Genomic DNA, 19,524 nt, shown 5'->3' on the forward strand with positions numbered 1-19,524 from the left:
TAGAATAAGGTAACCTGTTGAGGGGGCGGGTAACACTTTCGGTGGGTGCGCCTGACTTTCGTTAGGCACGCGATGCTCAGACCATAAAAAAACAAATATGACCTGAAGTAAAATTCATCAAAAAAACTCTACGCATGTTGCCTTTAAGATAAATTATTTATTATACGAACCCCCAGTAAAAAACGACTTATCTACCGCGTATCCCTGAAGGCGGGCTAACGTTTCCGGGTTAGTGAACATCGCCTGCAGCCCATAGCTTGGTGTGAAGAAGAACGCTTTTCCCCGCTGTTCCTGAGTGAGGTAGCCTTTGTCCACGAGTTCGAGGAAGTCACGCCGCGCCGTGGGGTAGGCGATACCATGGTTGTTCTTGTGATAGCGGATCGTGAACTCGGCCTCGGATTTCCGAAGGGCCCTGCCCAAGATGGACCGCTGCCGGTCATTGAGGTGGATGTCCTTCTTGAGCATCTGGCGCAATTCTCGATCCCAATTCTCCCATGTCTCTACATAGTGCTCAACGATCCTCAGCGCCACCAGCATCAATTGGGCGGCCAGCGTTTGCAGCGAGGTGAGATCGCCCGGGCTTCTTTTGCGCAGGTTTTCATAGGTGGAACGATCGAAAGAAACCGAAGGAGGAAGTATTCGGCCCTCGTCCCAATCCAGCTTGACGCGTGAGGCAGGCAGAAGCCCAAGAACCGGCAAATGGTGCTTGAGGGCGTAAAGATGCGCAACGAGACTTCCGACCTGGTAACTCACTTCTTTGAGCGGGCGATAGAAGCGAAACGAGTCAGTGAGCATCAAGGCCCGCAGGACGTCGTGGTCGTATTCGCCGGTTTCGTGGTTCGCATAGGCGGCAATGTAGTCCATCTGCCTATCGGCATAACGCTCGGTCATTTCGTCCGGCCATTCGAACAGACCCGTGCCGAGGGACGCTTTGGTGGTTGCCAGGGCGCTGATGTCCACGTCTTCCAGTAATCGCTCGCGAAGGTGCATAAAGAGATCACGGGAGAACGGCTCGCCGAGCAAATCCGGCAAATGGTCGATGGCACTGAACGTATTGGCCACCAGACGCTCAGTCGCATTCCGAGGTGCCCGATCAAGCCTAAGCTGAATGTCCGCGTCTCGCATCGAGAGCGAAAGGCCGTCAAGACGTGCGGCGGCGATTACCTCGGGGATACGCACATTCATGAGAAAGTGCTGACTTCCTGCGGAGGTCATGGTGCGGTGCAAAGGGGAATCAGGACCGCAGGCGCGGGTGACAATACTGACCACATCGGTAATTTCGTGGGTGCGGCGATACCAGTACTCGCCATCATTCAAATCCGGGATGGGCAGCTCAATGCCCATATAGCGGCTCATCCGATTCATGATTTCCCACATGCCCAGGGGACTGATATTGGGTGGCAGGTTCAGCGACAAGAACTCATCCCAGGACATACACTTCTGCGAGAAGCGCTTGAGCAGGGCCTGGAACGCGGGGTCGTCCAATAGCTCCCCAATGCCTTGCCCTAATGAATACGCCCTGACGTTGTTCATAGTGAACTCTCCTTACGCTCTTTTGTTGTCCCCTTAAACCGGACTAGGAGTTTAAGGGAATGATGAGTAGCCGGGTACAAAAAGCAGTTTTTGCTTACCACCGGTTCTGAGGAGGCTTTTGAGACTTTCCTCACAAATTGATTGCCGACGGCCGGCACGATATCCAAACAAGTACCTTTCTTCTCGGTCAGATCAGAACTATTTTATGGATAGTGATGGATTAAAACGCTTCATTCTGACTGGATCACCGTTTAACCTATACAAAATGTATACATTTTCCAAGTTTCACCCATTTTTTAGGCACGTGAACTATACAATATATTCATATTACAAGAATGGAAAAAATCCCGACCAGATCGATAAACACTCCCTCAGGCACTCAATCGGCATCGCACTTGAGTTCTAGCCGCTGGTTGAACCGATTCAAACACCTCTCTCCGTTCATAGTACCCAGCCGTTGGCATGGACATATTCATCCCTGTTTCTCCAAAGACCGGCCGGATAGGCATTTTTCAAAAACTGTTTCACGCTCAAATCGTACTCTGGCCGTTATTGTTTGCTGTGCTCAGGCGGAGATACATCACAGTATGTCCTTTCAAAATCATGTACGGAATATTTCAAGTTAAGTATCATCGATATATAAAAAATCTATATTATGAACATATATATACTTAATTAACAGCCCTAATATATAGAAAATCTACATATTGACAGGTTATGGGCAGAGACTTAATTTTGTGCACAAAGTATCGCGGTATGGCGGTATTGCAATGGGCAGGTTATCGGCGGGCGGGTGATGAAAGACGGATAGCTGCCATCATGGCTGAAAATCAAAGAGGATGTGATCGTGCCTAAACAGCTATTGGATTTTACCGGTCAGGTTGTTGTTATCACCGGCGGGAGATCGGGTATCGGCCGGGCTACCGCCATCGCTTTCGCGCGTCAGGGTGCCAAGGTCGTCATCGCCGGCCGGAGTCACGCAGACGGGACGCTGCGCGCTATCAAGGATGAGGGTGGGGAAGCTGTCTTTGTACCCACCGATGTCAGCATCGCTGCCGACGTCCAAAAGCTTATCAAGGTAACCCTGGACACCTATGGCCGACTTGACGTTGCTTTCAACAATTCCGGCCTGCTGCCGGTCACCGCCAACCTGGTGGAACAGACCGAGGCGGATTTCGACAAGATCATGGCCGTCGATCTCAAAGGTCTCTTCTTGTGTATGAAATACCAGATTCCTGAAATGCTCAAAGGCGGGGGAGGGTCAATTATCAACTGCGGCTCAGTCGTAAGCCTGGTAGCCGATCCGGGAATGAGCCCCTACGTGGCGGCCAAGCATGGTGCCGCAGGGCTAACAAAGGCTGCTGCACTTGAATATGCCCAAAGCAACGTTCGCATCAACGCGATCTGCCCGGGCTTCACGGAAACCGAGATGACCAAAGGGTGGATGGAAAACCCGCACATGCGCGAGTTGATCAAATCCTTCAACGCGGCTAATCGGATTGCCGCGCCGGACGAGATTGCGGGTATCGTCCTGTTTCTTGCCTCTCCGATGGCATCCTTCATTACCGGCGCGGTCATCCCGGTGGACGGCGCTCAGACCGCCCATTGATCGCACACCGGCATTCGCATCGGACTCGATGTTAATGAGCGCCGGTGAGCTGGTTTTAACAGAGGTTAACTGATGAAAATTATTGTTGTGTTCAAGTGGGCAATGAACCCACAAGACGCACGGGTGGGGTCGGATGGGGCCACCGACTGGCGGGGCGTCAAGATGTCGGCAAGCGACGACGATCCTGCGGCCATCGCCGTTGCCAGGGACATGGCCGCCGCCGAGGGCGAGATTATCGGCCTGACCATCGGTGACGGCGACGCGGCGTGGGCAGCGGCTCGCGGCGCCTCGAGTTCAGTTGCCGTGACCGATGTGCAGGCGGGTCTGGATAGTGCTTCCACTGGCGCCATCTTGGCCGCCGCCGTACGGCACATTGGCGATGCGGATGTGGTCCTGATCGGCGACTCCGTATGGGACTACGGCGTAGTGGCTGCCCTTGCGGGCCAGTTGGGATGGCCCACCCTTGCCAACGTCGTCTCGGCCACGGTGGAAGCGGGTCGGCTGAAAGTGACACGCAAAACGGGGCGCGTAACCCAGGTGGTCGACGTGACCGGGCCAGTCTTCCTCGCCGTTGCCGCGAGCCGGGCCGAACAGCACGTACCCAGCATGAAGGATGTTCTTGCCGCGCGTAAAAAGCCTGTCGTCAAGCTTACGCTGGCGGACTTGGACGTCACATCCGCCGCCATGGTGATATCCCGGGGAACGAAGCTCCCCGATACGGCACCGGCACGGATCATTGATGGCGCTGATCCCGCGGCGGCGGTGACGGAATTGCTGACGGCACTGCGTACGGAGGGAATATTGTGAGCATATTTTCAGTCATTGCCGCTGAACCGGCACCAATAACAGGGGGATGCCAGTGAACGTAGACAGCTGGATTATCGTAACCGACGAAAGGCGCATCGGCGGGATGCTTGCCGCTGCACGCCAGCTCGGTGGCCGCGTTACCGCGGCCGTGGTTGGCCCCCGCAGTTTAGCGGACGCCGTCGCCGCAAACGGATTTGACCGAGTACTCTGGTATAGCCCCGAAGACGGTACACCCGCCGAAGCTTACGCCGCGCAGGTCGCCGAAGCCGCAAACGCGGCAGCTCCGCGCGTCGTGCTGTCATCCGACGCGCCGGCAGGGCGAGTCCTGTTGGGTGTTGTGGCGAGGAAACTGGACGCCGCCGTCGTTGCCTCGGCTCGGGGGGTTAATGTGGTCGGCAACGGCATTCTGGTGAGCCGTTCCGCTGCCGAGGGTAAGGTCGTTGAGACGCTCGAAGCCAGCGGCACCCTTGCGTGTATCTTCGACGGGGATGACGTCTTACAAATTATCCCTCAGCCCACCGCGGTTGAAGATGCGCCGATCGTGGACCCTGGCAGCTCGCTGCGGGTGGTGGAAACAGAGCTGGCCGGCGCCGACAGTGCCGGACTGCTGACCGCAACACGTGTCGTGAGTGTCGGTTTGGGTCTCAGGGCCAAAGAGGACCTCAAGCAAATCGAGGAACTGGCCGCGGCTGTCCACGCAGAAGTTGCCTGCTCGCTGCCCGTATGCGATGACATGCGCTGGTTTGAATCAAGCCGGGTCGTCGGAACATCGCACAATCAGATCGCGCCGGATCTCTATATTGCCGTAGGTATCTCCGGTCAGCCCCAACACATGGCCGGTGTGCGTGACGCGAAGGTGGTTGTCGCCATCAACAACGATCCCGAGGCCCGGATCTTCAAGAATTGCGACATCGGTATCCTCGGTGACCTTTACCAGGTCGTCCCCGCGCTAACGGCGGCGTTCAAGGCTGTCAATTGACGGGGCTTCGGGAAACCTTAACCCATAGGAGAGAATAAAATGTCTGAACAGAATGTCACCGTCGACGCTGAGTACGACCTTATCGTCATTGGCGGCGGCGGCTCAGGAAAGTCCGCCGCGCTCACGGCGGCGCAAAGCGGGCTGCGTGTTGCGCTGCTGGAGAAAAAGCCGGAAACGGGCGGATCCTCCATCTACGCCGAGGGTACCGCGGCTTTCGAGTCGAGCGAGCAGAAAGCGCGTGGCGTGCCGGAGCACGAAGGGGCACATTTCCCTACGCGGGGGGAGGGCTTTCGCCGCTATATCGAATACAGCCATCACCGCGCTAACCCCGATGTCGTACGGATGCTGGTGAACAACAGCGCTGAAACCATCGATATCTTAAAGTCGATGGGTATCGAGTACACTGACGTGACGATCTATGCCTACGATCAGCCTCTGGAGCTGTATACCTTCCATCGGCCAGACGGCCTGGGCGCTCACGTGCAGGATATATTATTGCGGGCCTGCATTAATGCGGGTGTGGATATTTTTACCTCCACACCGGCCAGAAAGATTGTCATGAAAGAAGGCGCCGTTGCCGGCGTCCTTGCCGAGGATGCGGACGGCAGTCAAATGAATCTCGCCTGCAAGGCGGTGGTCATCGCGAGCGGCGGCTTCGGCAACAACCCAGAGATAAGGAAGAAGTATTCATGGCTCGCCCGCTACCTCGACGACACCTACCAATGCGTACCCACCCAGAACACCGGTGACGGTCTCACCATGGCGCTCGAGGCCGGCGCCGATACGGATAACATCGGCGCGCTGATGATAATCCCCTGCGCCCGGGGCAAAACCCTGACCTCGCATATCAGCGGTGCCGGTTCCCAGCCCGTGCTATGGGTCAACAAGACCGGCCGCCGCTTTGCAAATGAAGAGGTCGCGATGAGCTTCGCTGATGCGGGCAACGTGCTGGCCAGGCAGCCGGAATCAACCGTGTACTCAATCATCGACAGCGATACCGTGCGACATCTTATGGAGAACGGTTCGGATATCGGACTGGGCGACTTCATCGAATACAAAATGAAGCTTAGCCGGTTACAAGCCGAGCTCGATCAGGACGTCGCCGACGGCCTGGCGTGGAGGGGTGATACCATCAACGCTCTGGGCAAGGCCGTGGGTCTCGATCCGGCGGTGCTTGATCAGACGGTGGATGAGTACAATTCGGCCTGTGACAAGGGGTATGACCCGCTGTTCTACAAACCCGCCAAGTTCCTGCGCCCGATACGCAAGGGGCCGTTCTATGCCATCAATCTCACGGGAAGCGTGCTCGTGTCCTCCGGTGGCATTCGGGTCAACGGCAACCTTCAGGTCACCGACAAGGACTACCGGCCTATCCCAGGCCTGTATGCCGTCGGCAATGACGCCAGCGGACTCTATGGCGACACCTACAACCTGGATGTGCCCGGGTCGGCGAACGGCTTTGCCCACACGTCGGGCCGCATGGCGGCACGGCATGTGATCACATTCCTCCAGCAAGAATTAACCGTCTGACCGCTCTGCTCCCTCCCTGCATGTAGCCGATTGCGGCGCAGGGAGGGATAAAGGTTTATTCGATGATAGGATTGAAGGAGAACGCAGTATATGGCGCAAAACGTTGAATCTCCGGATGTTGATTTTGACGTCATTGTTATCGGAGCCGGTGTGGCCGGCTGCGTGACTGCCTACCAACTGGCCGTCAAAGGGCATTCCGTGTTGTTGGCAGAGCGGGGTGTGAAACCCGGCAGCAAGAACTTGTCGGGCGGTGTCTTCTACTGCCGGGTGATGGAAGAGGTCTTTCCCGGCTTCGTGACCGAGGCACCCATCGAGCGTCGCATCACCCGCAACTGTCTGAGTTTCCTTACACCGTCATCGTTTGTGAACGTGGACTACCATGACGCGCGTCTGGCGCAGTCCGTGACGGCGGTAACCGTGTTGCGGGCTAAACTCGACGACTGGCTGGCCGGAAAGTGTGAAGAGGCGGGTGTCACGCTGATGCCGAGCGTGAAAGTCGATTCGCTGGTCAGGAACGGAGAACAGATCGTCGGCATCAAGGCGGGTGACGACGAATTGCGCGCCCACGTGGTGGTTGCCGCCGATGGCGTGAATTCATTTATCTGTCAGGATGCGGGCATCAGGAATAAAGCACTGACCAAGCATCTTGCCGTGGGGGTAAAGTCAGTCATCAAGTTGCCGCGCGAAGTGATTGAGAATCGATTCAACCTGACGGGAGACGAGGGCGCCGCGTATGCCGTAGTGGGTGATTGTACCCACGGCGTGGGCGGCGGCGGGTTCATGTATACCAACCTAGACTCCGTATCCATCGGAGTGGTCCTCCGACTCGACTCCCTGGAAAAAAGTGGCGAGACATCATCTGATTTGCACGATCGGTTTCTTAACCATCCGGCGATCGCGCCATTTCTCAGAGGTGGCGAATTACTCGAATACGGCTGCCATATGGTGGCCGAGGGGGGGGCGGCGATGGTTCATGACCTCACCCGACCGGGACTGGTGGTGGTGGGAGACGCGGCCGGATTGACGCTGAACACCGGCCTGACGGTGCGGGGCATGGATCTGGCTGCCGGATCCGGGATAGCGGCAGCGAAGGCCATTGACACCGCGTTGCAGAAGAGCGATTTCTCTCAGGCTTCTTTGGACGCCTACAGCGCCGAACTCAACCGGACCTTCGTCGGCCAGGATATGCGCACTTATGCCGGGGCGCCGACGTTTATGGAGAATCCGCGCATCTACGGAGACTATGGCCTACTGCTGAGCGACGTATTATATGGGGCATACAACCTCGACACCCGTCCCCGCAAGCGTTTGCTGCCGACCGGGATGGCTGCGTTTCGGAAATCCCCGCTCAAGGTGACTCATTTGGTCAAAGATATTTTCACCGCAATGAGGTCGTTATGAGCAAGACGCAATTTGGCTCCGTCAGCGAACGGCTCGACAAAAACCGTTACGAGACCGACGCAGAGCAATCGCATATTCAAATCGACCAGGCCATGGCCAAGTCTACCGGCGCGGGTCCGTTGTTGGTGCGGATCTGTCCCGCCCATGTCTACTCGATGCAGGCCGATAATACGGTTGGCATTATGTACGCGGCTTGTCTGGAATGCGGCACTTGCCGGGCAATGGCCCCGGCCGGGGTACTCACCTGGCATTACCCCCGCAGCGGTATGGGAGTCACCTATCGGGAAGGGTAGACGTGCCATGGCTTTAGCGGTGAGCTAATACGCTATGTCAGCGGGTCCAGGAAATGACGCTGGATACATATTCATCCATCGACTGCGGGCAGGCAAAAAAAACTATCATGCCAGCAACACTTTCCCGGCATTGAATGTGAAGGTGTATAAGCCAGGCCAGTGAAATACCAGGCCGCACTATTAACATCAATATGAAAGTGATATAGACCATGCCGACAAAAAAAGCCATTTGCCGGTGAAATGGCGGAACACCTTTATATTCAATATTTTTTATCATCTACAATAAGGTATAACTATATATGAATACTACACCCTTAAATATAAAAGTTTTTATCAGCAGCGATCAGCAAGCGGGCTTCGGTGTCAGCTCAACGATTATTTATGGCGCAAAAGAGGCGCTATTGGTGGATTCACAATTTACGTTATCGAATGCCCACCGCCTGGTGGCCGACATTATTGAAACCGGCCGGACCTTGACGACCGTTTTCATCACTCATCTTCATCCCGATCATTTTCTCGGCCTGGCCGTCATCAAGCAAGCCTTCCCTAACGCACGGGTGATAGCCTATCAACAAGCCGCCGAGGATGTCAGGCAAGCCTATGACTTCAAAATCGCTTATTGGGGCAACGAGGTATTAAAGGAAAATGGCGCCAAAGAAAAATTCGACGTGGAAACCATTGATGACGCTTTCCTGACACTGGAGGGGCAACGACTGGAAATTTTGGGATTGTTGCGCGGCGATTGCCGCAATATCGCGCCGATATGGATCCCTTCGATAAAAACCCTGATTGCATCGGATTTGGTCTTTTCCAATGCGCACGTCTGGGTGGCTGATGCCCGGGATATGAATATGTTTAATGATTGGTTTGAAACGCTGAACTATCTAGACACACTGGGTGCGGAGGTGGTTGTTCCCGGCCATGGACCGCAGAATGATAAATTGCATCCTTCAGCCATTGGCTTTACCCGTCAGTATATTCAAACCTTTCTGAGGACCTACGCCTTGACAAAAGACGCCGGTGAATTGATACGGGAGATGGACCGGATCTATCCTAATTTACCGGTCAGGATCTGCCTGGAGTATAGTGCTAAAATCCTTAAAGACAACATGGTTTGGGAAGGCGATTGGCCCCTTTCATTACGCCATACCCCGGCTACTTTATGAATAATAATTTCGCTGACATCATATTTTTATATTTATCTCGCAGGATAGTCAGCGCGGCGATGCTGCCGGCAACCCAGACTGACGCATGCGTCAGGTTAATCTCGACGGTAGCTGAGTCCTGAGCAATAATAAAATGTTCCCGCAAGCCATGGCTGATGGCGAAGAAAAGTGTGCCATGAATAAGGTAAGAGACGGTTTTGCGGTCGGCCCTCAGTTTGAGAACGACGTGGACATGACGGGAAATCGTGTGGATGAACGCTATCAGCGCCGAGAGAACGCCAGTAACCACGCCTATGCCAGATTATCAGCCCAGAATGTGGCGGTGATAATCGTCGTGAGGGTTTTGAAATGGGCATCCGTTTCAGCATGTTCGGTTGCAGGCTGCGCCAGTTAATGGTTTTAAGGTCGACGACCATCCTTAAATACCACCTTTCCGCGATTGCCGGCAATGCGTATTGTCATTGGCGTTGGCGCAGGTCAATATTCATCGCTTATACAAGTGGTAGCTAACGCAACCATAAAGCGGCACCGAAATGAGAAGTCTGCCAGCATGGATTTGGTCGTTGATGCGAGGGAGAGAGATTGTGATATTTCCTATATTTATGGCCCTCAAGCAGTCCTTCTCCGGCGCTGGTATGCCACTTCATATCTTTGAATGCGATGGCGGCAAATGCAATCAGGTAGTTTTCCAGAGAGAGGTTATCGCGCAGCGTGTTCCATTGTAGACCGGATTGCTGCAGATAGTATTCGGTCGCCCGGTGATCAATTGTCACTACCTGGAAGGTATCGGGTCGATCGGCACCCAGGAAAGAGGTATAGTTTATATGTTCTATACCGGCGGCTTTGGCGGCATCAACGGCGTTTCTGTGCTGTTGTTGGCGAACTTCCCCCACGGTCATCGCAGAAAGCAGGAAAAGTCCTTTCCCGCCGCGGAAGGCCTCGGTCATGGCATCGTCATAGTCGTCGGCGGCGCGAATGATGAACCCCTGAAGTTTACAACTCTCAAGGGTGGTGTGATCGATACATTCAAGGGCCGGACAGGTGAAATGAGCTGGTCGCCAGAAACTTCTTTCAGGATCTCCTGGGCGACTTTACCCCCGAAATTGCCGTCAACACCGGTAATGATATACATAGGGTCCTCCTGAGCCGCGGGGTTCAACGGATGTTTACATTGAAAAATGGACACTATATGCGGTGGCTGATTGCCATCCTATAGTGCCATTCTACAATGATAATAACGGGGGTGCGTATTCTGGCTCACCGTGAACCGATGCTTTAAGGCGTCGGCGCCGGGTATCGAGGTGGAATGGACACGTAATGGTACCACCCAGTTGATCCATGTCCTACGTACCGAGATGAAAAACGGTCAGGTCAAAGCAGACGTGTTACGGGATTACTGCAAACTCCGGATGAAGATCGAATTTACCGATAGTTTTGCGGATATTGCAGTTGATATCGCAACCCCGGATTGCGATATCAGCGGTTTTTGGCATTCAGTCCCTCAATCAGCCAGATACGCTTAGATCGGATTTAGGGCTTTCGTAGATGAATTCACACGCTGCACTGATGTAATATCACATTACGCCGTAATGTTACGCCGTAATGCCCCGTACCCTTATCGATATCTGTGAGTGTGGTGAAGATGAACCTGACACCTTTACAATCCCGAATCATGCGCGAAATCGTATCCTATGTACGACGAGAGCAGCTATCCCTTGGCACCCACGTTGTCGAATCGCAACTGGCAAAAGAGCTTAATTCGTCACGATCACCGGTGAAATTCGCTCTCGTCTTTCTCGTCCGGCAGGGAATGTTCACATATGACAAAAACCGGGGTTTTTTTCTCGCTCAGGACGCTAGCAATCTTGGTCATCTGGCTGAACAATTGGCCGAAAAAAGTGAAGATCCCATTTATCAAAAAATTGCTGAACTCAGGCTGACTAATAAACTGCCAGAGCTGTTCACTGAAATTGAACTGATGCGGAAACTGGATGTATCCCGCACTGTCTTGCGAAGCGCCCTAACACGTATTCAGCAGGAGGGTTGGCTTGAATTTCGTACGGGGCAAGGCTGGAAGACGTTACCCGTAATAGATTCTGTGGAGGCTTATCGGGAAAGTTTTGCCCTGCGCATTATGATCGAGCCGGCGGGAATTCTTTCGGATGCATTCAATATCGACAGGAAACGTCTTGAAGAGTTTCGTAAGCAGCAACTCCACATTGTCGAGACGGGATTCCTCACCATGACCACGCTGGAATTATTCGAGGCTAACGCAGATTTTCATGAAACGCTGGCGCTCTGTTCGGGAAATCGGTTTTTGCTTCAGACCATCAAGCGTCTTAATCAGCTACGCCGGCTGGTTGAATACCGGCAGATGCAAAAGAAACGTCTGCAACGTAAGCATCCTTCTGAAGAACATATCGAGATTCTTGATTTGCTATTAGAGGGCGATCGTTTGGGTGCGGCTAACAAGCTACGATTGCATCTTGAAAGAGCAAAATCCAACAAAGTCCAGTCAGACTATTTTAGTGATGAAGGCGCTCCGCTTACTGAGACAGAACTCACTTGATTTCTCAACCCTGGAAAATAAACTTTCCGAGGGTTTTCTATGGCGCAGGTAAGCTTCCGGTTCAACGTCGTTCAGGATGGATGCTTTATCGATGCCCCGATGTAGGGTATTTACCTGTATGTCGGGGGCATGAACCTTATTTATTGCTAGGAAAATTATAGATTAATTTACCGCCGCTTTATTGAAACGGCATCATATTTTTTCCTCGGAGAAAAGAATTTTTTCATCGGTTTCCATTGGTTTTCTGGTCATTGTCATGACGACAGAAATACCTACCAGAAGAAGTAGGCCTGCAATACCAAACGCCCAGTTATAACTGTTACTCATCTGGACAACATAGCCTGTTATGATCGGTGCACCCATGCCGAAAATATTGCCTACTACAACTATAAAGGCAATGCCTTTGGCTACATCTTTCGGCGTAGGAAGCAGATCATTGAGCAATGAGTGATTGAGTGGTGTCGCCGAGGCCACCCCGGTAAGCGCAACGGAAAGAATGATCAAAATTATTGTTGGGTTGGTGGTGAAGGGGACGAATAGAATGGTGGCGCCCGTAAGTAATGACAGCGCAACGGCACTACGTCGTTTACCGGTGCCTACACCTCCCTTCCTTAGATATTTGTCGCTCAGATGGCCTATAAAAATGCACAGGATAACGGAGGTAGCATAGGGAACTGCCGAGTACACCCCGGTGTGTCTAATATCCAGGTTCATTGTGGCCTGCAGATAACTCGGCAGCCAGGTAAGGAATAAATACTGAGTGTAGACATTACAACCCTGGGTAATTGCAATGCCCCATAGCGTTGGCGTCTTCATCAACGCTATTAAACCCTGACTGCGTTCATCAGTGCTTTGCGATGGGTTGTTATTGTTGCTGAGGTTGCTAAGGATATACGTCCTTTCTTCTTCGCCCAGCCATTTCGCTTTCTGTGGGCTGTTAAAAAATATTAGCCATGCCAGCAGCCAGATGAAACCCAGAGCCCCCGCCACAACGAATGAAATATGCCATCCATAGAGCGCCACCAACGTTCCCAGAATAATCGAACTGACAGCAGGTCCGGCATAAGAACCACTGTTGAAGATCGCCGTGGTCATTCCGCGTTCAGAGGCGGGGATCCATTGGCGGATCACTTTTGCCCCAGCAGGGTTGCTGACGGATTCACCTATACCCATTATCAGGCGCATCATAATGAGTTGTGTAAAACCCGTTACCACCCCGGTGAGGGCCGTCGCGGCTGACCAGACCAGAATGCCTATGCCGATCATTTTTTTGGTACCGTAGCGATCGACCATATATCCCACCGGGATAAGGAAAATGGCATATCCCCAGATAAATGCCGAGAATAAATAGCCCATATCAACGGCAGATAATTTGAGATCTTTTGCGATGGGTGTTGCCGCTATGGATAATGCAATGCGGTCCATAAAGTTGATCATGGTTAAGCTGAAGAGAAATACAGCAATCCAACCCCGTTTGTAATGCATACATCCTCCGATAAATGTTCTGATCTTTATTATTGGATAAGGTTCTTAACTGATAAAACACAATGCTGACTTGACTCGGGTAACACCACTCGCCCGCCGTCGTGTTGATTTCATAGGCTGTAATACCCTTTCCGCGGTTATCCCATTTTTGATTATCCGGCAACCCACACATGGCCAACGTCCGTCATAAGGTTAAATGAATTATATTCTAATAAAGTGCAATATGTAAGATGATTGCAGGTGTAGTGGAAGGATATGTGAGCAAGATCTCTAAGTTGCGTTTGAATAAAAAATTTTTTTATATATATGTTTTTAAAGTAATTATTTTTTTAGAAGATTTGATGGGAGAAGGGCTAAAAGTATATAGTTCAATAAAACGCCATTTATCAGCAATTTAGTGGCTTGTTGTAAAAAAGATTAATATTGTCATTTATAAGTATTTAAAACATTTTATGCAATTTTTTCAAAAAAAAAACGCAGCCGTAAGAAGGCCCTACAAATATCGGGGCAATTCCCTAATCCAAACATTGGGATTGTCTAAGGGGGGCGAAGTTGCAGACTCTAACGGTGACTCAGACCGGATTGTGCGATCTGGTCAATCATCGGATATCGGATCGCCAACCGGACCCGGGTGATGACGGTCGCGGCCCCATCCCCCGCTAAGGATGGTGCCTGAATGAAGAGGTCGCTATTCCTTTCCCCGTAGAGTCCTGACGGCTTTAGCGAAGAAATCCGTGGCGCCAAAATTGCCCGATTTGAGGGCAAGGGATAGGGGATGTTCGCCTAGTGAAACCAGTGCCGGTATACCGGTATCAATCTCGTCACCAATCATCAGAGCGTCCAGATTGAGCGCGCTGACTACCGCGCCAGAGGTTTCTCCACCGCCTACGACAAGACGACGTACACCGCCTTCAATCAGCTTACGCGCCGTCTCACCAAATAATCCCTCAAGCGCTGCGGACACTTTTTCACGGCCGTAGATTGACTGAGACATTGCGACTTCCGCTTTATCATCTGACGTAAAGATGAGCGGCGATTTGCCCTGGTTGGATAGGATGAATTCTACCAGCTTATCTGAGCTGACCTTGCCGGACATGACGTCATCCACGGCGATCATCATCACGGGATAAGATTTAGCATGTTCTGAAATCTGGCGTAACGTGGTGCGCGAACAACTTCCAACCAGAATAGCCTCAGGACCATCAATGCAGGGCACACGACTATGCGCCCCGGCAGCAAGCCCCTTACTGATAAAATTGTGGGGCAGCCCGATGGCAACGGCGGAACCACCGGTAATGAGGCGTGACTCAGCGCAGGCCTCACCGATTGAAATCAAATCATTTTCACTGATCGCGTCAATGACGGTTAATATTTCACCCGATGCAGCCGCACTGTCCAGCGATTTGCGTATCGCCGCGGCCCCCTCGCTGACTTTTTGCCATGAGATATGGCCGATTTTGCTGGATGATTGCTGTTTCAGTACCCGGCAGAGATTTGCATCTCTCATGGGCGTCAGAGGATGATGCTCCATACCCGACTCGTTGAGCAGTTTGTCGTGAACAAACAGGTGTCCCTGATAAACCGTACGCCCCATGGCGGGAAACGACGGGCAGACCGGGACTGCCCGGGCATCAAGAAATTTTGCCAGGGCATCGGCTACCGGGCCGATATTTCCCTCTGAAGTAGAATCGAAGGTTGAACAATATTTGAAAACGATCTGGCTGCATCCCTGGGAGAGCAACCAGCCACAGGCTTTGAGCGACTGGGTAACCGCCTGCTCGGCGGGGATGGAGCGGCTTTTTAGCGCAATCACACCCGCTTCGACCCCAGCGGGAGCGTCCCGTGCGGGCGTGCCTAAAAAGAGAGTCGTTCGCAATCCGCCCTCATCCGCAATACCTTTCGAAAGAGTGACCGCGATATCGCTTGCACCCGTGAAATCGTCTGCAATTATGCCAATTAACATAATGAGCCCCCCTTGCCGTTTTTAACCAGTGCCTTCATCAATGCGACGGCTGAATCCGGCGCGCTCAGCACCGGAACGGATACCGCTGAACCAACGGCGCTGGCGGCTATGGATGTAGAAAACTGGGCCAACATAATGACGTCGCAGTTTTCGAGCGTATGCGCACTGGCGGCGACCCGCTGGTTATGCGCTTCTATGTTGCCTTGTTTGAGATAATCCATTGCATTTTCCGCGACGACAGTTGTCAGCGATGCATCCTGACCTGAAGAAACAACATATTCATTGAATTCATTCGTCATAGTTTTCACGGCGGGAGCGAAGGTGGCGATCATCCCAATTCGTGTCCCTTTTTGCAGCGCGGCGCGGAACATCGCCTCATTGGGCTTCAGCACCGGGATCGGAAACGCCGCGGCCATTTGCTCAATTGCCGGGCCGAACGCGGAGCAGGTAACCAGGATACCGTCAGCGTCCATATCGTATCCGTATCGACCAAAGCGAACGAACCGCTGAATCATTGACCTGGTCAGCTCTGGTTCCCGCGCCCTGTCGATAGTCAAACCGTCATCCAGCAGATTGACCAGTTCAGCTTCAGGCCAGATTGCCTTGAAACTTTGATGAATGGGCTGCATGGCAAGATGGGTAGCATGCAGCAATACAATTCGTTCTGACATAACAATCACCAGCAATGTTTACGAAAAGGCTTATGAGTACTGAAGAAAAATCAGCGGCACTGAGACTGTTTCTCACAAAAGATCGTAATACTGACCGTGTCGCGGTAATAGGCAAATGCTCACCAACGGCAATTAAACGTTTCGAACAGTTCCTGTAACGCACTTTCAGCGAGGGGCTCCGGCTTTGGGGATGTCATCAGCCATAGCTTTGCCGTCTCTTCCAGTTCTTCGAGTATTTCCGCTGCTTTTGTTACGCTGGCGCCCCAGATAACGGGACCAAGCCTTTCGAGCATGATACCCTTCACGTGGACTGCCAGCTTCGCGGCCTGAACCGCCACAGCAGGGGCCCCCGGACGACAGTAATTGATTAACGGGATCCTTCCGACTTTCATCACCTGATAGGGCGTGATGGGCGGCAGAATTGCGTCGGCGCGCCATACCTTATCCAGCGTCATTGCAACCAGATGGCTGGAGTGGGTGTGGACCACGCCGTTAATGTCGTCATTATTTTCATAAATTGATTTGTGTAATGCCAGCGTTTTAGAAGGCTTCCCGCCATTGACCCATTTACCATCCAACGTTACCTTTGCAATGGATTCCGGAGTTAAAGAACCAAGGCAACTGTCCGTGGGGGTAATTAACCAACCGTCATCCAGACGGGCGCTGATATTTCCGGAACTGCCTACAGTAAATCCCCTGCGATGAAGGCTATGTCCGGTGTGGCATATTTCTTCACGAATGTTTTTTTCATAAAGCATATTTTACCCCCCTCTTAATCGATATTGATTCATTTCAGCCGGCGGCAATCTTAATGGCGTATCTTTGATTACCTCATTATTATCGAGTGCCGCAAGCCGGATATCGCAAGTAATGCAATGTAGAGAAGCGGATAATCTTTAGATGTTAACTATCTTTATACCCACTTTGGCTTGTATAAACTGGTTCTGAACGCCATCAGATAAAAATAGTCAGTGATAATATCTATTCTCTGTAATTGGATTATTAAATAAAGATCACGCTTGCCATATTCAGGGCTATCCGAAACCAGTCTGTTTTTGAAGAGGCTACGCGAGTGCAACAGGACCGGCCATAATACAACGCTTGAACTGCGGGTACGCGCCATGACGTTGTTTGATGGTGCATGACGGAATCGCCTCTTCAGCGCCGGGTCCCGGTGCGACCGGCTTCACTTCGGCTGTTCCTGGATATAGCGGCATATAGCCTCGGCAGCCGCTACTGTACCCGCAGTGCCGCCGAGATCACCGGTCCGTGATTCGGCATGCGCAAGAGCCGAGTCAACTGCGTGCTCAATGGCCTCTCCAGCGGACATGAAGGCTTCAGCACCAGAGCGGAGTCCCAGATGACGGAACAGCGCGGAAGCGGACAGAATCAGACCGGTAGGATTCGCAAGATTCTTGCCTGCGATATCCGGCGCCGAGCCATGCCCGGCATTCGCCGCTGCATATTTATCACCCACGTTGAGTGCCGACGCCATACCGAGGCCGCCTGCCAGCGCGTTGACCAGGTTTGAAAGAATATCGCCGAACATGTTAGTCGTAAGGATAACGTCGAAAGCTGAAGGTCTGGTGTAGAGCTCGGCCGCTATTGCGTCAATATCGATTTCGCGTAGGGTAACATCCGGATAATGGGCGGCTACCTTGTCGACTTCGCCCATGAAAAGTCCATCGGTAACCTGCATCACGTGGCGTTTGCCAACGACCGTGACGTGCTTGCGCCGGGTTCTGGCGATTTTAAACGCCACTTCCGCGATACGTCGCGATGCTTTTGCCGTGATCAGGCGAAGAGAGATGGCAGAGTCGGGCGTCGGCATGAATTCGCCATAACCCTGAAACAGATTTCGGTCCGCATAGAAGCCTTCCGTATTTTCACGGACGATAACGCAGTCAAGTCCCGGGTGGGCTTTGGGCACCCCCGGTCGGGAACGCGCCGGTCGGATATTTGCATACAGATCAAGTTGCTTACGGATCGTTCCCGGGATATTGATTCCGCCTTCGCTAACCGGCGGATACTGGGTCATACCTCCCGGACCGAGAAGGACTCCATCGGCAGCACGTGTAGCCTCAACGACTTCCGACGGCAGGGTGGTGCCGCGTTTGCGGTGGAGGGACATACCGACCTCATGGACTTCTAGGGTAAGATTCAGCCCGAATTTTTTGTCTGCTTCACGAACGACTGCGAGGGTTGCGTCCATGATTTCCGGGCCGATGTCGTCGCCGGGTAGCACTGCAAGTTTCATTACTTCTCTTCCTTATTTCAGTTCTCATCATTTTACGCACGACAGGATCATCGTCCGTATTTCTTATCGTATACCGTATCAGGCACACATGAGTTTAACAATAAATAAATTGCTCTTTGTTTGTATAAAATACAAATTTAAAGACCAAAAATAGGAGCTGCCTCACATGTGTTAAAAGCATGCCCCCGCAAATAAAGGGTACCTTTCGGTAAGCGCGGCGGTGTGAAATCATGATGTACACGCCGGGTGTAAGTAGGGAGCAAGATACTTAAGCCCGCTCAAGGTATCGCCGATGGGACGGTATTCGCAGCCAATCCAATGGTCATATCCCCGGGCAGCCAATTCCGCAAAAATTTCCGGGAAGGGCAGCGTTCCAGTCCCGGGTTCATGTCTGCCTGGAAAATCTGAAATTTGGACATGACCTGTCCGAGGCAGCCAGTGCTTCAGCAGGGCAACGGGATCGGGCGCGAGAGCCGCCGCATGGTAGGTATCAAAGAGGAATTCAAGATGGTCATCCGCAATCGCGGCAAACACCATTTCGGCCAGCTCAAAAGATGACAGGTAGTAACCGGGAACTTCCTGCGGGCTAAAGACCTCAACCAGCGTTCTGATGCCGTCGGCAGCGAACAATGCAACTGCCGCCTGTATGTTTTCCAGGTAGGTATGCAGGCTGGCACCCCTGACCGTTGTAACTATGCCGGCCATGACATGGATACGCGGGCAGCCCAGAGTCAAAGAAGTGTCGCGCGCCAATTTCAAACCATCCAGAAATTCCTGGCGACGCTCAGGGAACGCGGCGATGCCCTTTTCACCGGCTGCTGCAGTGCCCATGGGGGCGCTAATCTGCACCAGTTGCAGGCCATTTTGGTCTAGAAGCTTTTTCAGGATTGCCGGGTCATGGCCATACGGCGCAGGAAACTCTACACCTTGATAACCTGCCTGCGCGGCCAGTTCAAAGCGTTCTAGGAAGGGGACTTCGTTGAACTGGAACCCCAGGTGGGCGCTTAATTTCATATCTTCTATCCTTCCAATCCGTCGCACCTTCGCAACTCAAAGTGCGTTGAGTCTTTATGGAGATTTGCCCTTTTGTTAAGGGGCGATTGAGTGGGGCCGGTCACGCGATGTTCTTCACGGCGCATCACTGACTTCAGGCGTAAAATACTACATTGCATAATTGATTTATATAATAAAAAAGTACAATTTTCGTCATCTCCATAGACTAAAATAACGGCAGGCGTAATTGCCGGAAAGTGCTGCTTTA

General features: G+C 52.5%; 18 protein-coding genes. 8 read left to right on the forward strand and 10 right to left on the reverse strand.

Annotation, left to right across the window (positions count from 1 at the left end; genetic code table 11):
• Positions 1-153: 153 nt before the first annotated feature.
• Complete coding sequence (locus HB631_RS00725; RefSeq protein WP_213989245.1) at positions 154-1,533, reverse strand: hypothetical protein; 1,380 nt, start codon at positions 1,531-1,533, stop codon at positions 154-156.
• 847 nt (positions 1,534-2,380) lie between these two features.
• On the opposite strand from HB631_RS00725, the gene HB631_RS00730 reads away from it, so the two are divergent.
• The 7 genes from HB631_RS00730 (at position 2,381) to HB631_RS00760 (ending at position 9,318) form a co-directional block, all read left to right on the forward strand.
• Positions 2,381-3,142 (forward strand): glucose 1-dehydrogenase, encoded by a 762-nt coding sequence (locus tag HB631_RS00730; RefSeq protein WP_213989246.1) that lies wholly within the window; start codon positions 2,381-2,383, stop codon positions 3,140-3,142.
• A 72-nt stretch (positions 3,143-3,214) separates the two neighbouring features.
• The gene (locus HB631_RS00735; RefSeq protein WP_213989247.1) at positions 3,215-3,949 is read left to right on the forward strand and encodes a hypothetical protein; all 735 of its coding nucleotides are present in this window, start codon (positions 3,215-3,217) and stop codon (positions 3,947-3,949) included.
• A 52-nt stretch (positions 3,950-4,001) separates the two neighbouring features.
• Positions 4,002-4,928, forward strand: coding sequence for an electron transfer flavoprotein subunit alpha/FixB family protein (locus HB631_RS00740; RefSeq protein ID WP_213989248.1), 927 nt, complete (start codon positions 4,002-4,004; stop codon positions 4,926-4,928).
• A 39-nt stretch (positions 4,929-4,967) separates the two neighbouring features.
• Complete coding sequence (locus HB631_RS00745) at positions 4,968-6,458, forward strand: FAD-dependent oxidoreductase (protein ID WP_213989249.1); 1,491 nt, start codon at positions 4,968-4,970, stop codon at positions 6,456-6,458.
• A gap of 90 nt (positions 6,459-6,548) precedes the next feature.
• Complete coding sequence (locus HB631_RS00750; RefSeq protein ID WP_213989250.1) at positions 6,549-7,859, forward strand: FAD-dependent oxidoreductase; 1,311 nt, start codon at positions 6,549-6,551, stop codon at positions 7,857-7,859.
• Positions 7,856-8,152, forward strand: coding sequence for a 4Fe-4S dicluster domain-containing protein (locus tag HB631_RS00755; RefSeq protein ID WP_213989251.1), 297 nt, complete (start codon positions 7,856-7,858; stop codon positions 8,150-8,152). The genes HB631_RS00750 and HB631_RS00755 overlap by 4 nt, the downstream gene beginning before the upstream one ends.
• Positions 8,153-8,451: 299 nt before the next feature.
• Positions 8,452-9,318: an MBL fold metallo-hydrolase gene (locus HB631_RS00760; protein WP_213989252.1), complete on the forward strand. Its 867-nt coding sequence runs from the start codon at positions 8,452-8,454 to the stop codon at positions 9,316-9,318.
• Here the strand turns inward: HB631_RS00760 and HB631_RS00765 are convergent.
• The 3 genes from HB631_RS00765 to HB631_RS00775 all read right to left on the reverse strand — a co-directional run bounded on the left by HB631_RS00765 (position 9,308) and on the right by HB631_RS00775 (position 10,450).
• Positions 9,308-9,607, reverse strand: coding sequence for a hypothetical protein (locus HB631_RS00765; protein ID WP_213989253.1), 300 nt, complete (start codon positions 9,605-9,607; stop codon positions 9,308-9,310). The two genes, HB631_RS00760 and HB631_RS00765, sit on opposite strands and share 11 nt — an antisense overlap.
• Positions 9,608-9,824: 217 nt before the next feature.
• Positions 9,825-10,265: an NAD(P)H-binding protein gene (locus HB631_RS00770; protein ID WP_213989254.1), complete on the reverse strand. Its 441-nt coding sequence runs from the start codon at positions 10,263-10,265 to the stop codon at positions 9,825-9,827.
• Positions 10,262-10,450 carry a hypothetical protein gene (locus HB631_RS00775; RefSeq protein ID WP_213989255.1) on the reverse strand — a complete coding sequence of 63 codons (189 nt, stop codon included), beginning with the start codon at positions 10,448-10,450 and terminating at the stop codon, positions 10,262-10,264. Before HB631_RS00775 ends, HB631_RS00770 begins: the two co-directional genes overlap by 4 nt.
• Before the next feature lie 510 nt (positions 10,451-10,960).
• On the opposite strand from HB631_RS00775, the gene HB631_RS00780 reads away from it, so the two are divergent.
• Complete coding sequence (locus HB631_RS00780; RefSeq protein WP_213989256.1) at positions 10,961-11,887, forward strand: GntR family transcriptional regulator; 927 nt, start codon at positions 10,961-10,963, stop codon at positions 11,885-11,887.
• A gap of 192 nt (positions 11,888-12,079) precedes the next feature.
• Here the strand turns inward: HB631_RS00780 and HB631_RS00785 are convergent, their stop codons facing one another.
• The 6 genes from HB631_RS00785 to HB631_RS00810 all read right to left on the reverse strand — a co-directional run bounded on the left by HB631_RS00785 (position 12,080) and on the right by HB631_RS00810 (position 19,277).
• Positions 12,080-13,372, reverse strand: a complete 1,293-nt coding sequence (locus tag HB631_RS00785) for an MFS transporter (protein WP_213989257.1) — start codon at positions 13,370-13,372, stop codon at positions 12,080-12,082.
• Positions 13,373-14,060: 688 nt separating this feature from the next.
• A complete protein-coding gene (otnK, locus tag HB631_RS00790; protein WP_213989258.1) occupies positions 14,061-15,335 on the reverse strand; it encodes a 3-oxo-tetronate kinase in 1,275 nt (424 codons plus the stop codon).
• Positions 15,329-16,006: an aspartate/glutamate racemase family protein gene (locus HB631_RS00795; RefSeq protein ID WP_213989259.1), complete on the reverse strand. Its 678-nt coding sequence runs from the start codon at positions 16,004-16,006 to the stop codon at positions 15,329-15,331. Before HB631_RS00795 ends, otnK begins: the two co-directional genes overlap by 7 nt.
• A 119-nt stretch (positions 16,007-16,125) precedes the next feature.
• Positions 16,126-16,764 carry an aldolase gene (locus tag HB631_RS00800; protein WP_213989260.1) on the reverse strand — a complete coding sequence of 213 codons (639 nt, stop codon included), beginning with the start codon at positions 16,762-16,764 and terminating at the stop codon, positions 16,126-16,128.
• Between the two features lie 428 nt (positions 16,765-17,192).
• A complete protein-coding gene (locus HB631_RS00805) occupies positions 17,193-18,263 on the reverse strand; it encodes an isocitrate/isopropylmalate dehydrogenase family protein (protein ID WP_213989261.1) in 1,071 nt (356 codons plus the stop codon).
• A 228-nt stretch (positions 18,264-18,491) separates the two neighbouring features.
• Positions 18,492-19,277, reverse strand: a complete 786-nt coding sequence (locus HB631_RS00810) for a TIM barrel protein (RefSeq protein ID WP_213989262.1) — start codon at positions 19,275-19,277, stop codon at positions 18,492-18,494.
• Positions 19,278-19,524: the final 247 nt, after the last annotated feature.

Source organism: Sodalis sp. dw_96 (genome assembly GCF_018449575.1).
Lineage (GTDB): Bacteria > Pseudomonadota > Gammaproteobacteria > Enterobacterales > Enterobacteriaceae > Acerihabitans.

Coding starts and splice junctions, on each gene's coding strand:
- HB631_RS00725 (WP_213989245.1), bottom strand. CDS start 1,533: ATGAACAACGTCAGGGCGTATTCATTAGGGCAAGGCATTGGGGAGCTA.
- HB631_RS00735 (WP_213989247.1), top strand. CDS start 3,215: ATGAAAATTATTGTTGTGTTCAAGTGGGCAATGAACCCACAAGACGCA.
- HB631_RS00745 (WP_213989249.1), top strand. CDS start 4,968: ATGTCTGAACAGAATGTCACCGTCGACGCTGAGTACGACCTTATCGTC.
- HB631_RS00750 (WP_213989250.1), top strand. CDS start 6,549: ATGGCGCAAAACGTTGAATCTCCGGATGTTGATTTTGACGTCATTGTT.
- HB631_RS00755 (WP_213989251.1), top strand. CDS start 7,856: ATGAGCAAGACGCAATTTGGCTCCGTCAGCGAACGGCTCGACAAAAAC.
- HB631_RS00760 (WP_213989252.1), top strand. CDS start 8,452: ATGAATACTACACCCTTAAATATAAAAGTTTTTATCAGCAGCGATCAG.
- HB631_RS00770 (WP_213989254.1), bottom strand. CDS start 10,265: ATGACCGAGGCCTTCCGCGGCGGGAAAGGACTTTTCCTGCTTTCTGCG.
- HB631_RS00775 (WP_213989255.1), bottom strand. CDS start 10,450: ATGTATATCATTACCGGTGTTGACGGCAATTTCGGGGGTAAAGTCGCC.
- HB631_RS00780 (WP_213989256.1), top strand. CDS start 10,961: ATGAACCTGACACCTTTACAATCCCGAATCATGCGCGAAATCGTATCC.
- HB631_RS00785 (WP_213989257.1), bottom strand. CDS start 13,372: ATGCATTACAAACGGGGTTGGATTGCTGTATTTCTCTTCAGCTTAACC.
- otnK (WP_213989258.1), bottom strand. CDS start 15,335: ATGTTAATTGGCATAATTGCAGACGATTTCACGGGTGCAAGCGATATC.
- HB631_RS00795 (WP_213989259.1), bottom strand. CDS start 16,006: ATGTCAGAACGAATTGTATTGCTGCATGCTACCCATCTTGCCATGCAG.
- HB631_RS00800 (WP_213989260.1), bottom strand. CDS start 16,764: ATGCTTTATGAAAAAAACATTCGTGAAGAAATATGCCACACCGGACAT.
- HB631_RS00805 (WP_213989261.1), bottom strand. CDS start 18,263: ATGAAACTTGCAGTGCTACCCGGCGACGACATCGGCCCGGAAATCATG.
- HB631_RS00810 (WP_213989262.1), bottom strand. CDS start 19,277: ATGAAATTAAGCGCCCACCTGGGGTTCCAGTTCAACGAAGTCCCCTTC.